Raw genomic sequence first — 14924 nt, forward strand, 5'->3', positions numbered from 1 at the left:
ATGCGCCTTGACCAGAAACTGATTGCCGGGATGATCCGGCCGGGGACGCGGGTCCTCGATATCGGCAGTGGCGACGGACTGCTGCTTGATTACCTGTTCCGCATCAGCGGGTGCGATGCGCGCGGGATCGAGATCGACATGCAGGAGGTCACGCGTTCGGTTGCGCACGGCCTGCCGGTCATGCATGGGGATGCCGATCACGACCTTGAACATTATCCCGATGACGCGTTCGATTATGTGGTGCTGCAACGTACGCTGCAGGCGGTTGAACGCCCGCGCGAAGTCCTGCGCCAGATGCTGCGGATCGGGAAATACGCCATCGTGTCGTTCCCGAATTTCGGCCACTGGCAGCTTCGCCTCAAGCTGCTGCTGAGCGGGCGCATGCCGATGACGGCGGTGTGGAACACGCCATGGTACGAAACGCCCAATATCCATCCCTGCACGATTCTGGATTTTTTGACCTTGTGCCGTGACGAGGGTTACGTTGTGCAGCAATGGATGGCCGTGGATGAGGAAGGCGAGCGCGCGCCGTGGCGGCGCTCCATCCGGCTGGCCAACCTGTTCGGGGAGCAGGCGCTGTTCCTGCTGCGTCGCAGGTAAGGGCGCATACCCCCTACAACCTGGCAGAAGGAAGTAAGGTCATGGAAACATTCGAGGCAATCCGCACGCGTCGCGCCATAAGGGCATATGATCCTACCTATCGCCTTGACGATGCCGAACTCGCCACCCTGCTGCATGCGGCGCGGCATGCGCCAAGTGCTTTCAACATCCAGCACTGCCGTTTCGTCGTGGTGAAGGACCCGGCCCTGCGCGCGCAACTGCGCAAGGTGGCGTGGGACCAGGCGCAGGTGACCGATGCCTCCGCACTGGTGGTCATCTGTGCCGACATGGCGGCGTGGAAGAAGGACCCGGCCCGTTATTTCAACGGTGCGCCCAAGGCGGTGCAGGACCAGATGGCGGGCATGATCCGCGATTACTACATGGGGCGCGAATGGGTGCAGCGTGACGAAACCATGCGCAGTGCGGGCCTTGCGGCGCAGACGCTGATGCTGGCGGCGACCGCACGCGGGTACCAGACCTGCCCGATGGACGGGTTCGATTATGGCGCGGTGGGCAAGCTGATCAACCTGCCCGAAGATCACGTGGTCGCCATGTTCGTGGTGATCGGCAGGGCCACGCAGGAGGCCGCGCCAAGGGTCGGCGCGCTGCCGGATGCGGAGGTCATCCTGACCGATCGTTTCCCCGGCTGAAACCGCTCCCGTCGCGGGAAGATGGAAAAAACTTGCGGGCGGGGACACAAACCGATAGAAGCCGCGCCAAGGGACGGACCGCGCCTGTCCCGGTTGCTGGCATGTAGGCGCGTGTCCTTGACGCGGGGGACACGACAGAAGCGACAGGACCAGTTTCATCCCGACACCTGATACTTTGCGACGACAGACGGCCGCCCCGTGCGAACCGGCAGGGGCAGGTCTTGTGTTCCTTCATCAGGTTTTTCCGGACGCGCATGCTGTCGTGACGTTTCCGGCCATATTTCCTTGCGCCAGGAGGCGCTTTTCATGACAACGTTCGCCGATCTTCATCTTGCGGAGCCGCTGCTGCGTGCCCTCAACGAGGAAGGCTATACCACGCCCACCCCGATCCAGGCTGGCGCAATTCCCTATCTGCTTCAGGGGCGTGACCTGCTGGGGCTGGCGCAGACCGGCACCGGCAAGACGGCGGCCTTCGCGCTGCCGATCCTCAACCACCTGCTGACCAGCAAGGGCCGCGCCCATCCCAAGGGCGCACGTGCGCTGGTGCTGGCACCCACGCGTGAACTGGCGTCGCAGATCGATGACAGCTTCGCGTCCTATGCGCGGCACATGAAGTTCACCCATGCCGTGGTTTTCGGTGGCGTGGGGCAGGGGCGCCAGATCGAGGCGCTGCGCCGTGGCGTTGACGTGCTGGTTGCGGCACCGGGCCGCCTGCTCGACCTGATGGGGCAGGGGCATGTGGACCTGTCCGGGCTGGAGATCCTTGTCCTGGACGAGGCCGACCGGATGCTCGACATGGGTTTTGTCCGCGATATCCGAAAGATTGTTGCGACCCTGCCGACCGACCGCCAGACCCTGCTGTTTTCCGCGACGATGCCCAAGAGCATCTCCGAACTGGCGCATGGCCTGCTGCGTGACCCGGCGACGGTGCAGGTCACCCCGCCGTCCAGCACGGTGGACCGTATCCGCCAGGCCGTCATGTATGTGGACACGGGCAACAAGCGCGAGGCGCTGAAGCTGCTGGTGGACTCCCCGAAGGTGGAACGCGCCGTCGTGTTCACGCTGATGAAGCATGAAGCCAACAAGGTTGCCGCCTTCCTGAACGAACACGGCATCACGGCGGAGGCCATCCACGGCAACAAGTCGCAGGGTGCGCGCGAGCGTGCGATGTCGGGTTTCCGTTCCGGCGCGGTAAAGGTGCTGGTTGCGACCGACATTGCGGCACGCGGCATCGATGTCGATGACGTGACGCATGTCTTCAACTACGACCTGCCGAACGTGCCCGAAAGCTACGTCCATCGCATTGGCCGGACCGCGCGTGCGGGACGTGATGGCTGGGCCGTGTCCCTGTGTGATGCGGAACAGCGCGCATGGCTGCGTGACATCGAAAAGACGATCGGCAAGAAGATCCCGGTCGTGCAGGAACATCCCTACCATTCCGAGGCTGCGGCCAATTCCACGATGCGTCCCCCCGTGCTGGGCGGTGGTGGCCGCGGACGCGGTGGTCGTTCCGGTGGTGGTGGCGGCAATGGTCGCAGTGGTCGTCCCGGTGGCCATGGTGGCCCGCGCGGTGGGAACCGTCGCGTCGCCTGATCCGGTTACGGGTATGATATGAAGCAGAACGCCTGCATCTGTTCCGGATGCAGGCTTTTTGTGTATTCATGCCCTTAAAAACTTTTATTCATAATGAATAAGTTATTTTGAAATAGTCTATTACTTGTCTGGTAATGGAATTCATCAATTCCATTTCCTGCAAATAAAGCACTATGCCGTGCATGATTTCTGGAAAAAAGCGCCTGCCCCGAAGGGGCATGTGGCGGAGAGGGTGGGATTCGAACCCACGGTACGCTCACACGCACGGCGGTTTTCAAGACCGCTGCCTTCAACCGCTCGGCCACCTCTCCATAGCGTCTGTTTAGCTACGTATTCCACTGCCGTCTAGATGGCACTTTGCACAAAAACCGCACCATTCAGGTGGTCCGGTGGCGGTCCGGCCGATGGATCAGCGTTCCGGCATAAATGTGCTAATGACTCCGGTAACGCACGAAACTGGAAGCGATTCATGATGCCGAACAGGGACACGCCATCTCGACATGACACCCATGACGCACGGGAACGGGCCGGGGACCTGTCCGGAGGTCGCGGGGCATGAGCGCACGCGATACGGATGCGCGTCATGACCTTCCTTCCCGGCGGGGATGGTCGCCGGCCGTCATCATGCTCCTTGGCGTGGCGGGCATGCTCGATTTCATCGACCGGTTTGTTTTCTCCTCGGCCAATGACGCCATCAAGCACGACCTTCATCTTTCGGACGCAACGGTGGGTCTGCTCGGCGGCACGGCCTTCGCGCTGCTCTATGGCGTGATGATCGTGCCTTTCGCCCTGGTTTCCGATCGTGGGTTTGCCGCACGCATGGCGTCGTTCGGCATCGCGCTGTGGAGTATCGCCACGGCCCTGATGGGGCGCACGCATGGGATTGCGACCATGGCGGCGACCCGTGTCTGCGTGGGGTTGGGGCAGGCGGCGTTTTCTCCTTCCTCCTCCGCGCTCAATGCGGCCTATTCGACGCCGGAGAAGCGCAGTACGTCGTTCGCGATTTCCTATGGCGTGTCCTACCTCGGTTATGTCATCGGCCTGGCCGGGGGTGGATATCTGGTCGAGCATGTGGGCTGGCGCGTGACATTCGCGGCAGTGGGGCTGGCGGGGATTCCGGTTGCGATCCTGCTTTATGTATTCGTCCGTGAACCACCGATGCCGCCTGCGGAGCCCGAGGGCGGGTCGTGGCGCGCGCTGCTGGCCAACCGGCCGCTGCGTGACCTGCTCCTTTATGGTGTCACCAGCCAAGTGGTGACTTATGGCATCACCCTGTGGGGCGTTTCCTTCTACATGCGGTCCTTCGGCCTGACATCGGGGCAGGCCGGGGCATGGTTCGGGATCGGGATCGGAATTGCAAGCGTCCTCGGCACCTTCATCGGTGGCCCGATTGCCGACCGGGTGGCCAGACGCTTCGGTTTTGGTGGGGCGATGCGCTTTGCCTTCTGGGCTTATCTCATTTCCCAGCCGTTCCAGATCGTGCAGGTGCTGACGCACTCACTCAATCTTTCGCTGACGATGCTGGTGCTGACGACGACGCTCTCGGCGCTCTGCACGGGGCCGATCTATGGTGCGATCCCCAGCGTGGTGCCCGTGCACCGGCGCGCGGCCGCGACGGGGCTGTATGCGCTGCTTGCCAACGCGGTCGGCATTGGCCTTGGCCCGCCGCTTTTCGGGTGGATCAGCGACATGCTGACGCCACATTTCGGCGCCGATGCCCTGCGCATGTCGCTGCTGGTGGCGGCCATTCTCAGTTTCTGGCCGGCGCTGCATCTTTTCCAGTTGCAGCGCCGGTTCCGGGCATAGCCGCCTCTCGCCTGCCATCCGCACATGCCCGTCGCCCCGGACAGATATGATGCATCTGCGATATGGGCCATGCCGTGAAAGTGTGGAATACGGAGGGCAGGAATCCTTTTTGACGGAAACGGCCTGATTTTTTCACAAGCGGGCCTGGCCGTCCCAACATCTGGAAACATCATGCCCGACAGCGCCCGTGCTTCCTGTCCGCCAGACCTGTCATGGATGAAGCGGCCTGTCGTGTGGGGCACATATGCGTTTCCGCTCCTGCTGTGCTATGCGCTGGCGCCCGCGGAAATCCTGCTCTGCCTGATTGCCGGTGCGTTCGTCATCCACAGCGCCCTGAGCCGGGACTGGTCATGGCTGCGTCAGCCATGGTTTGTGCTGTCGCTCCTGCTGGGGGCGGATATCGTCCTGGCCTCCGCCTGCACGGGGTCGATGCGTGCGGTCGTGCAGTCCGTGCTGCTGCTGAGATATCCGGTGTTCGTCGCGGCGATGGCGTTCTGGGTCCTGACGGATGCGCGCGACAGGCATCGCCTCGCCACTGCTTATGCATGGGTCGCGATATGGATGGTGGCGGGAAGCTGGCAGCAATATCTGTGGGGGCGCAACATCATGGGATATGGCCGGTGGGAAGATGGCGCCCTGCTGGGGCCGCTATGGGCGCCACGGGCGGGGCAGGCGCTGTTCATGACGGCATTTCCCGGCCTGATGCCGGTCATCATTTCCCTTGCGCAGCGGCGCACCCGCGGGGGACTGCTCTGCGCCGGGGGGCTTCTTGTCCTGCTGGTTCTGACATTCCTGCTGATTTCACAACGCATGCCGACCCTGCTGTTCCTGTTCGGGACGTTATGCGTGGCGCTGATGGTGCGTTCGTTGCGTCTGCCCTTTGTCCTGGCGTGCATGATCGGGGCGGGTGGCATCGCACTGTCGCCCGTCGTCGCACCCCAGGCGTATAACAAACTGGTCATCAGTTTCGAGCACCAGATGCACGGCTTCGCGGACAGCCCATACGGCATGCTGTTCATCCGGGCGGGGGTGATGGTGTCCGACCATCCGCTGGTGGGGATGGGATATGACGGGTTTCGCATCAACTGTCCCAACCCGATCTATTTTCGGGGGCTGCCCGCGCTTGGCATTGCCGATGGCCCCCATGGCGGTGCGCCGGGGTGCAACCTGCATCCGCATAATTATTACATACAGGTCGCGACCATGGCGGGCGTGCCGGGGATGGTCCTGTTCTGCCTGCTGGTCATCGCCCTGCTGCGTCCCATGGCAAGGGGACTGCGCGCCCATATGGGGGTGGAACAGATGGTGATGTGCGTCCTGGCGTTCGTCATCGTCTGGCCGTTGCAGTCCACAAGTTCATTTTCCACCCAGCCAACGGCGGGATGGGTGTTCATCGCACTCGGCTGGGCACTGGCAGCGACGCGCGGTGGGGCGGGGACGGAACGTGCGGGGCAGGGAACGTGAAAGGCCGGGGGGTAGTCTTACCTTCGGGAGCGTTTTACACTATGTCGCGATGGATAGCATTGCCTCTGGTCCGACCACGACGCACCTTGTGGACATTCCCCGCCGTGACCGGCGGCAAGAGACGGAAACAAGTGTGATCATTTCCCTACCTGTGCCAAAAACAGGGCTTCCGGTACTGTCATCGGGCGGAATACCCCATGGCGGTTGAGGAAACTGGTACGCTCCGGCGGATTTTTGGCAATACCGGCTTCCTTGTCGCGGGACGTGCGACCAATGCCGTGTGCAGTTTCCTGTACATGGCGTGGTCCGTGCGTGCGCTCGGCCTGTCGCAGTTCGGCGTACTGATGCTGGTGACGACGTTTGGCTCCGCCATTTCATCGGCCACCCACCTGCCATCATGGCAGCCTTTGCTGCATTACGGGACCGAGCCGTTCGTAAAGGGCAACCTGCCGCGTTTTCACCGGATCCTGTTCTTCTGCATGCGTGCGGACCTGCTCAGCGGGGCGACCGGCGCGCTTGTCGGGATGCTGGGGGTGTGGCTGTTCGGCACCTCCATGGGATGGCCACAGGCGGACCAGTTGGGCGCCATGGTCTACATGCTGACCATCTGTGTCATGAATACGGGATGGTCCACCGGCATATTCCGGCTGTGCAACGCCTTCTGGCTCAGCAGCGCATGCGACCTGTCCGGTGTCGTCGTGCGCATGGTGGGCACGGGCGTTGGCCTGTGGCTGCACATGGGGCTGTACTATTTCATGATGGTCTGGAGCATGACGCAGCTTGCCCTGTTCATCACCAACAGCGCGATGGCGTGGTGGCTGCTGCGCAGCGGGGGCAAGGTCAGGCGTTTCCAGCCGTTCCGGCAACTGGAAGCGGGCGATGCGCCGGGGATATGGCGCTTTACCCTGTCCACCAGCGGCAATCATGTGCTTGGCACGGTGTTCAACCAGTTCGGAACCCTGCTGGTGGGGGGGCTGCTTGGCCCCGCGGATGCCGCCGTCTATCGCGTCTCACGTCAGATCGGCGATGGCATCGCAAAGCCCGCGCAGTTGATGATGCCCGCGCTGTATCCGGAGTTCATCCGCCTGAGGGAGAAGCATGACTGGTATGGGCTGAAGCATGTAACGCTGCGCCTGTTCATGCTGATCGGCGGTTTTTCGCTCCTGCTGATGCTTTTCGCCATGGTCGCGGGCAATACGCTCCTGACATGGATGCTGCGTGTGCACTGGCCCGGCGGCAACCTGATGATCATGCTGATGCTGGGCAACGCCATCATGGGGCTGGGCATCGTGCCGCTTGAACCGCTGCTGACTGTCGTCGGGCAGGTGTCACGGGTCCTGATCGCCCGCATTGTCGTGACGATCGCCTATCTGCCGCTGGTCTATTTCATGGCGTGGCGCTGGCACCTCGAAGGTGCGGCAAGTGCCTCGGTGCTGGCGTCGCTGATGATGCTGCTGATCTGCGTGCGCCCCGTCATGACATGGTTTGGCAAGGTCGCCCCCGGCCGCCGCCCGCGTGAGGTGGTGGAGTAAAGGCGGCATGGCACGGCGCATGCAGGGGCATGTTGCCAAAAAAATCCCGGTTTCCCGCCGCACACCTACTTGCAATCCATCCCGAAAGCCGTCATATGACGGCCCTGCCGTGGCCGTATCCGCCATGGCAATTCGCACGTGAAGCATGTGCCTCTGGTGTCCCGCACGGGACCGGCGCTTCACGGAGGACAAACCAGAAGACAAGGATTGAGCCACAATGGCTATGCCTGAATTCACAATGCGCCAGCTTCTTGAATCCGGCGTGCATTTCGGTCACCACACCCGCCGCTGGAACCCGCGCATGGCGCCGTTCCTGTTCGGTGTGCGCAACCAGGTCCACATCATCGACCTGCAGCAGACCGTCCCCATGCTGGATCGCGCGCTCAAGGCGATCCGTGACACCGTGGCCGGTGGTGGCCGCGTCCTGTTCGTCGGCACGAAGCGCGCGGCGGCCGACCAGATCGCCGAAGCGGCCAAGCGCTGCGGGCAGTACTACGTCAACCACCGCTGGCTGGGCGGCATGCTGACGAACTGGAAGACGATCACCGGTTCGATCAAGCGCCTGCGCGGCATTGATGAAATGCTGGAAAACGGCACCCAGGGCCTGACCAAGAAGGAAGTCCTGGACATCACCCGCGACCGCGAGAAGCTGGAGCGTTCGCTGGGCGGGATCAAGGAAATGGGCGGCCTGCCGGACATCCTGTTCGTGATCGACACGAACAAGGAAAAGCTGGCGGTTGAAGAAGCCAACAAGCTGGGTATCCCGGTCGTTGCGGTCCTCGACAGCAACTCGGACCCGCGTGGCGTGACCTATCCCATTCCCGGCAACGACGACGCCATCCGCGCGATCGCGCTGTATTGCGAACTGGTGTCCGGCGCGGTGCTCGATGGCATCTCCGCCGAACTCGGCGCATCGGGCGAGGATTTCGGCGCGGCCGAGGAACTGCCTGTCGATCCCGCGATTGAAGTGGCGGCTACCGAAGCTGCTGCTGCAGAGGCGCCCGCCGCCCCGGCGACACCTGCGGTCTGATTGACCACCCGGCATGCGGGTCCACGGGGCCGCATGCCGGACGGGTCGATATGCGACCCGGCCCATACCGGATTACAAGGACGCGCCCTGCCGACGGCAGGGCGCATGCCTGTCGTAAGGAGATACAGATAATGGCGGCAATTACCGCAGCTCTGGTCAAGGATCTTCGTGAGAAGACCGGCGCCGGCATGATGGATTGCAAAAAGGCGCTGACCGAGGCGCAGGGTGACATCGAAGGCGCGATCGACTGGCTGCGCAAGAAGGGTCTTTCGGCCGCGGCCAAGAAGTCCGGCCGTGTGACCGCCGAAGGCCTGGTCGGTGTTGCATCCGCCCCGAATGCCGCCGCCATGGTCGAAGTGAACGCGGAAACCGACTTCGTCGCGCGTAACGAGCATTTCCAGAATTTCGTGACCGAAGTCGCCGAAGCGGCGCTGAAGGTTGGCGAAGACCTTGAAAAGCTGAAGGGCGCTGTCCTGAAGAGCGGCCGCACGGTTGCCGACGAACTGACGCACCTGATCGCCACCATTGGCGAGAACATGTCCATCCGTCGCGCCCGCGTCCTGAAGGTGCCGTCGGGTGTGGTTGCGACCTACATCCATTCCGCCGTCAGCCCCGGACTGGGCAAGATCGGCGTTCTGGCCGCCGTCGAGGCGCCCGAGTGCGACCGACGCGCTGGAAACGCTGGGCCGCCAGATCGGCATGCATGTCGCCGCGACCCGTCCGGCCTCGCTGGACATCGACGGTGTTGACCCGCAGGCGCTGGAGCGTGAGCGCGCGGTTCTGATCGAACAGGCGAAGGCGTCGGGCAAGCCCGAGGCGATCATCAGCAAGATGGTCGATGGCCGTATCCGCAAGTTCTATGAGGAAGTGGTCCTGCTGGAGCAGGTGTGGGTGCATGATGGCGAAAGCCGCGTCCGCGCCATTGTGGAAAAGGCAGGTGCGAAGCTGACCGGTTTCGAACGCTTCGCGCTTGGCGAAGGCATCGAGAAGGAAGACAACGACTTTGCTGCCGAAGTGGCAAAGGCCGCTGGTCACTGAGTATTGCCGGTTTGTATCGGCATGACTGAAGGGGCGGGGACTTCCTGATGGAATGGGAAGCTCCCGCCCTTGTGCTTTCTGCCGTGCCCTATGGCGAAAGCAGCGTCATCGCCCATGTCCTGACCGGGGAGCATGGGCTTTATCACGGCATGGTCCGTGGTGGCGCATCACGGCAGGGACGGCCGGTGTGGCAGGCCGGCAACCTGATTACCGCGCGATGGAGTGCGCGTGTGCCCGATCAGCTTGGCGGGCTTCGTGGGGAACTTGTCCATGCCTCCGCCGCGCGGGTGCTGGATTTCGCGCTGCCGCTGGCCATGCTGGCCTCGATGTGCGCGCTGGCTGATGCCAGCCTGCCTGAGCGCGAACCCCATCTTGCGGTCTTTCAGGAGCTGACGCGGCTTCTGGCCTGCATCAGCCTCGACCCGGTTGACGCGGAACAGACCGGCATGGCGGCGCTGATCCGCTGGGAGGCACTCCTGCTGTCGGATCTGGGATTCGGGCTGGACCTGTCATGCTGTGCCGTCAGCGGCCAGAAGCATGACCTGAAATGGGTCTCCCCCCGCAGCGGTCGCGCCGTCAGCGACGGGCATGCGGGGCAGTGGCGCGATCGCCTGCTGGCACTGCCGCCATTCCTGCTGGACCCGGCGCAGGACGGCACCCCGGCCGACTGGCTCGCCGGATTGCGGCTGACGGGGCATTTCCTGGCCCGTGACGCATTTGGGCAACGTCATCGCCCGTTACCTGCCGCGCGTATCAGGCTGCTCGATATGGTGGCCAGAATGGCTGAAAACGGCGATATCCCCGACGACCCGGAAGGGGGCGCGTAGTTTTTGCCGAATTGGGGCATTGGACAAAGCCTCCATTTTCGCTATCTGTTCTTCCGGTGCTGGAGGAGTTTTCATGTCTGTCGATGTCACGCGTGGTCATGTTGAGGATACAAAGCTCGTTGATGCGCTGAGCGAGCGCTATCTGGCCTATGCGATGTCCACCATCATGTCGCGCTCCCTGCCGGATGTGCGCGACGGGATGAAGCCCGTCCATCGCCGCATGATCTTCGCCATGCAGCAGTTGCGGCTGGACCCGACGGCGGGGTTCAAGAAGTGCGCCCGTGTGGTGGGCGATGTCATCGGTAAATACCATCCCCATGGCGATGCCTCGGTTTACGAGGCGCTTGTGCGGCTGGCGCAGGATTTTGCCGTGCGTTACCCGCTGGTCGAAGGGCAGGGGAATTTCGGCTCCGTCGATGGCGATAATGCCGCCGCCATGCGTTACACCGAGGCACGGCTGACGGAGGTGGCCAAGGCGCTGCTCGAGGGCATCAACGAGGACAGCGTTGACTTCCGCCCCACCTATGACGGTGAGGAGCATGAGCCTGTCGTCCTGCCTGCGGCCTTTCCCAACCTGCTGGCCAATGGCGCGGCGGGCATCGCGGTGGGCATGGCCACCAGCATCCCGCCCCATAACGTGGGGGAAATCTGCGCCGCCGCCACGCTGCTGATCCGCAACCCGGCGGTAACGACCGCGCAGTTGCTGGACGTCATGCCGGGGCCGGATTTTCCCACCGGCTGCACCATTGTGGAGGATCGCGACGCCATCGTCCGCGCCTACGAAACCGGGCGCGGCAGCTTTCGCATGCGCGCACGCTGGAGTGTGGAGCAGGGGCGTTTCGGCACATGGCAGATCGTGGTGACCGAAATCCCGTACCAGGTGCAGAAATCACGCCTGATCGAGCAGGTCGCGGACCTGATGGAGCAGAAGAAGCTGCCCCTGCTTGGTGATATCCGTGACGAAAGTTCGGTTGATATCCGGCTGGTGCTGGAACCGAAATCCCGCGGGATCGAACCGGAAGTCCTGATGGAGACCCTGTTCCGGGCCACGCCGCTGGAAAGCCGCTTTGGCCTCAACATGAACGTGCTTGGCGCGGATCAGGTGCCCGGCGTGCGCAGCTTGAAGGAAGTGCTTCAGGCATGGCTGGACCATCGCCATGACGTGCTGGTGCGCCGCACGCGCCATCGGCTGGAGGCGGTGGACCGGCGGCTGGAAATCCTTGACGGTTTCCTTGCGGTCTACCTGAACCTTGACGAGGTCATCCGCATCATCCGCGAGGAAGACGATGCGCGCGCCTCCCTGATGGCGGCGTTCGACCTGAGTGAACTGCAGGCGGAATCGGTCCTGAACATGCGCCTGCGCAGCCTGCGCAGGCTGGAGGAGACCGAGATCCGCAAGGAACATGCCTCCCTGACCGAGGAGCGTTCCGGCCTGCTGGCGCTGATGGAAAAGGAAAGCCTGCGCTGGAAGCACATCACGTCGGAAATCAAGGCGATCCAGAAGAAATTTGGCGGCGGTGCGCTGGGTGCGCGTCGCAGCACGCTGGCGGCCCCCCCGGCCGAGGTCGATATTTCCGCCGCCCTGCCGGTCGAGCGCGAACCGCTGAGTGTCATCCTGTCGCAGAAGGGGTGGATCAGGACGGTGCGCGGGCACGGGGTCGATCCTGAAGCGCAGAAATTCAAGGAAGGCGATGGGCTGCGCCTGATCGTGGAGTGCCAGAGTTCCGACCGGCTGTGCTGTTTCGCCACCGACGGGCGCGCCTTTACGCTGCGCGCCGCCGACCTGCCGCGTGGACGTGGGGACGGGCAGCCTTTGCGCCTGACGATCGAGCTGTCGAATGAGGAAGACATCATCACGATCTTCCCCGTGACCCAGGATGCCCGGCGCCTGCTGGCGTCGAGCGCGGGTCGTGGGATGATCGTACGTGAAGAAGACATGGTGGCGGAAAAGCGCACCGGAAAGCAGGTGCTGAACCTCAAGGACGGGGAAAGCGCGCAGGTCTGCGTGCCGGCGCAGGGGGATCATGTCCTTGTCCTTGGCACCAACAAACGCATGCTGGTCTTCCCGCTGGAACAGTTGCCGGAAATGACGCGTGGCCTTGGCGTGGCCCTGCAGAAATACAAGGAAGGCCACCTGCGTGACGCCGTGGTGTTCACGGCGGCGGACGGGGTTGCATGGCCCGACCCGCAGCGCGTGCGCACGATGTCGGACATGAAGGAACAGATGGGAAAACGTGGCGACATGGGACGCCCGGCCCCGGCATGGGCGGTGCGTAAGCCACGCAAGGCGGACTGATCCTGTTTTTGGATCAAAAAGCGTCCCCGGAAACGTTCATTCCCTGCTCAACAGGATGTTCGTAAAAGTCTCCGGGGACTAAAAGGCCCTGCTATCCCACCGTAACCGGCAGCACCGGCAGGAAATGGGACGTGTCGTGCTGGGGTTCGACAAGTTCGCTCCACACACCCCGACGCATGATTTCAGCCGCATGGAACCGCGATTTATAGGCCATCTTGGGGCTGCCCTTGATCCAGTATCCCAGATAGAGGTGTGACAGCCCCATCATGCGCACCCGCTCCACCAGGTACAGGATGGCGTAAGTGCCAAGGGAGCGTCGCGGCATGTCCGGGTCGAAAAAGGTATAGACCGCCGACAGCCCATCCTCCACCCGGTCGAGCAGGCTGACGCAGACCAGTTGTCCCTCACGGTCGCGGAATTCGATCATGAAGGTCCGGATGGGCGTATCCTCGACCATGTTGCGGTAATCGGCGGCATTCATCCCCGCCATGTCGCCATTGCCATGGCGTGACTGCTGGTATCGCCGGAACAGGGCGAACTGTTCCTCCGTCGCGCGGGGCAGCACGTCCATGCTGAGCAGTTCATGGTTGCGCCGGAAGATACGCTGCTGCGTGCGGTTGGGCTGGAAACGGTGAACCGGCAGGCGTATCGGCACGCAGGCGGTGCATCCGGCACAGACCGGGGCATAGGCGATCGTGTGGCTGCGGCGGAATCCTGCACTGGACAGCCGGTTATGAAGCTGCTCTGCCTGCGGGCCCGTGATGTCGGTAACGACCTTGCGCTCCATACGCTCCGGCAGGTAGGGGCAGGGCATCGGCGCAGTTGTATAGAACAGTTGCGGATGCCGTGGTGATGTATAGGTCATACGGTTTCACCAGCAGTTCACGGTGCCCGTTTTCATGCCCTTTGCCGGATACCCGGCGCCCATGGCGAAAATGCCCGTGTGGAAAGGCAGGAAAACAGAACGATGGGCTGATGATAACGTATCTTTGGCAGGTTCGCATTACAAACCGCAATGCCGGCGCGATCACATCTCTTCCGCGCCGGCATCGGGGCAGGGGGCTCAGCCCTCGAGCAGGAGGCGCGCCGCATCGAGCGCGAAATAGGTCAGCACCCCGTTGGCGCCTGCGCGCTTGAAGGCCGTCAGGCTTTCGAGGATCGTGCGGTCGCGGTCGAGCCATCCGTTCTGGATCGCCGCCATGATCATCGCGTACTCGCCCGACACCTGGTAGGCGAAGGTCGGAACCGCGAATTTCTCCCGCACTTTCTGGATGATGTCCAGATAGGGCATGCCGGGCTTGACCATGACCATGTCCGCACCCTCGTCAAGGTCGAGTGCGACTTCACGCAGGGCCTCGTCGCTGTTGGCGGGGTCCATCTGGTAGGTCTTCTTGTCGCCCTTCAGCAGTCCGCCCGACCCCAGCGCGTCACGGAACGGGCCATAGAATGCGCTGGCGTATTTGACGGCGTAGGACATGATGCGCGTGTCCTGCATCCCCTGCGCATCAAGCGCCTGGCGGATGGAGCCGATACGCCCGTCCATCATGTCCGACGGCGCGATGATGTCGATCCCGGCCGCCGCCTGGTTCACGGCCTGCTGGGTCAGGATTTCCACGGACGGATCATTGACGACATACCCGTCCGCGATCAGGCCGTCATGCCCATGGCTGGTGTAGGGATCGAGCGCGACATCACCGATCAGGCCGATTTCGGGGAATTCCCGCTTGAGCAGGCGCGCCGCGCGGCACATCAGGCTGTCGGGGTTCAGGGCCTCGGTTCCCTTTTCGTCACGCAGTTCCGCCGGCGTGATGGGAAACAGGGCAAGGGCGGGGATATCCAGCTTTGCCGCCGGTTCCACATGGGCCGCCAGCCGGTCGAGGCTGACGCGGCGCACGCCGGGCATCGAGGCGACGTCCGTGACGCTGTCGGTCCCCTCGGTGACGAAAATCGGCCAGATCAGGTCATCGGTCGTCAGCGTGGTTTCGCGCACCAGCCGCCGGGTGAAACTGTCCCGGCGGTTGCGTCGCAGGCGGGTGTGGGGAAAGCGACCGATGGTCATGAACTGCAGTCTCCTGAAAAAACCGGGAC

At 63.1% G+C, this 14924-nt stretch carries 11 protein-coding genes, 1 tRNA gene and 1 pseudogene; 10 read left to right on the forward strand and 3 right to left on the reverse strand.

Translation table 11 applies throughout. The annotated features are described in order from the left end of the window. The 3 genes from metW to HNH97_RS02280 all read left to right on the forward strand — a co-directional run bounded on the left by metW (window position 1) and on the right by HNH97_RS02280 (window position 2843). The gene (gene metW, locus HNH97_RS02270; RefSeq protein WP_110913269.1) at window positions 1-600 is read left to right on the forward strand and encodes a methionine biosynthesis protein MetW; all 600 of its coding nucleotides are present in this window, start codon (window positions 1-3) and stop codon (window positions 598-600) included. Between the two features lie 41 nt (window positions 601-641). Next, window positions 642-1250 carry a nitroreductase family protein gene (locus HNH97_RS02275; RefSeq protein WP_171789734.1) on the forward strand — a complete coding sequence of 203 codons (609 nt, stop codon included), beginning with the start codon at window positions 642-644 and terminating at the stop codon, window positions 1248-1250. 306 nt (window positions 1251-1556) lie between these two features. Further along, entirely contained in the window at window positions 1557-2843 is a 1287-nt protein-coding gene (locus tag HNH97_RS02280; RefSeq protein ID WP_171789735.1) for a DEAD/DEAH box helicase, read from the forward strand. Window positions 2844-3064: 221 nt separating this feature from the next. Here HNH97_RS02280 and HNH97_RS02285 read toward each other — a convergent pair. Further along, window positions 3065-3154: transfer RNA gene (locus tag HNH97_RS02285), tRNA-Ser, on the reverse strand. 244 nt (window positions 3155-3398) lie between these two features. On the opposite strand from HNH97_RS02285, the gene HNH97_RS02290 reads away from it, so the two are divergent. The 7 genes and pseudogenes from HNH97_RS02290 to parC all read left to right on the forward strand — a co-directional run bounded on the left by HNH97_RS02290 (window position 3399) and on the right by parC (window position 12836). Beyond that, window positions 3399-4649 (forward strand): MFS transporter, encoded by a 1251-nt coding sequence (locus tag HNH97_RS02290; RefSeq protein ID WP_171789736.1) that lies wholly within the window; start codon window positions 3399-3401, stop codon window positions 4647-4649. 171 nt (window positions 4650-4820) lie between these two features. Further along, a complete protein-coding gene (locus HNH97_RS02295; protein WP_244949243.1) occupies window positions 4821-6113 on the forward strand; it encodes an O-antigen ligase family protein in 1293 nt (430 codons plus the stop codon). Window positions 6114-6310: 197 nt separating this feature from the next. After that, the gene (locus HNH97_RS02300; RefSeq protein WP_171789737.1) at window positions 6311-7645 is read left to right on the forward strand and encodes a lipopolysaccharide biosynthesis protein; all 1335 of its coding nucleotides are present in this window, start codon (window positions 6311-6313) and stop codon (window positions 7643-7645) included. Window positions 7646-7862: 217 nt separating this feature from the next. Continuing rightward, window positions 7863-8675: a 30S ribosomal protein S2 gene (gene rpsB / locus HNH97_RS02305; RefSeq protein WP_171789738.1), complete on the forward strand. Its 813-nt coding sequence runs from the start codon at window positions 7863-7865 to the stop codon at window positions 8673-8675. A 131-nt stretch (window positions 8676-8806) separates the two neighbouring features. Beyond that, window positions 8807-9713: pseudogene (gene tsf / locus HNH97_RS02310) on the forward strand (translation elongation factor Ts). Between the two features lie 47 nt (window positions 9714-9760). Continuing rightward, window positions 9761-10540, forward strand: a complete 780-nt coding sequence (gene recO / locus HNH97_RS02315; protein ID WP_110913262.1) for a DNA repair protein RecO — start codon at window positions 9761-9763, stop codon at window positions 10538-10540. Window positions 10541-10613: 73 nt separating this feature from the next. Next, a complete protein-coding gene (gene parC / locus HNH97_RS02320; protein WP_171789739.1) occupies window positions 10614-12836 on the forward strand; it encodes a DNA topoisomerase IV subunit A in 2223 nt (740 codons plus the stop codon). A gap of 91 nt (window positions 12837-12927) precedes the next feature. Here the strand turns inward: parC and HNH97_RS02325 are convergent, their stop codons facing one another. Together HNH97_RS02325 and hemB are read right to left on the reverse strand one after the other, a co-directional pair. Further along, the gene (locus HNH97_RS02325) at window positions 12928-13701 is read right to left on the reverse strand and encodes an arginyltransferase (RefSeq protein ID WP_171789740.1); all 774 of its coding nucleotides are present in this window, start codon (window positions 13699-13701) and stop codon (window positions 12928-12930) included. A gap of 198 nt (window positions 13702-13899) precedes the next feature. Further along, window positions 13900-14895 carry a porphobilinogen synthase gene (gene hemB, locus HNH97_RS02330; protein ID WP_171789741.1) on the reverse strand — a complete coding sequence of 332 codons (996 nt, stop codon included), beginning with the start codon at window positions 14893-14895 and terminating at the stop codon, window positions 13900-13902. Window positions 14896-14924 lie beyond the last annotated feature (29 nt).

The organism is Gluconacetobacter entanii (genome assembly GCF_013155425.1).
In the GTDB taxonomy this organism is placed as follows: domain Bacteria; phylum Pseudomonadota; class Alphaproteobacteria; order Acetobacterales; family Acetobacteraceae; genus Novacetimonas; species Novacetimonas entanii.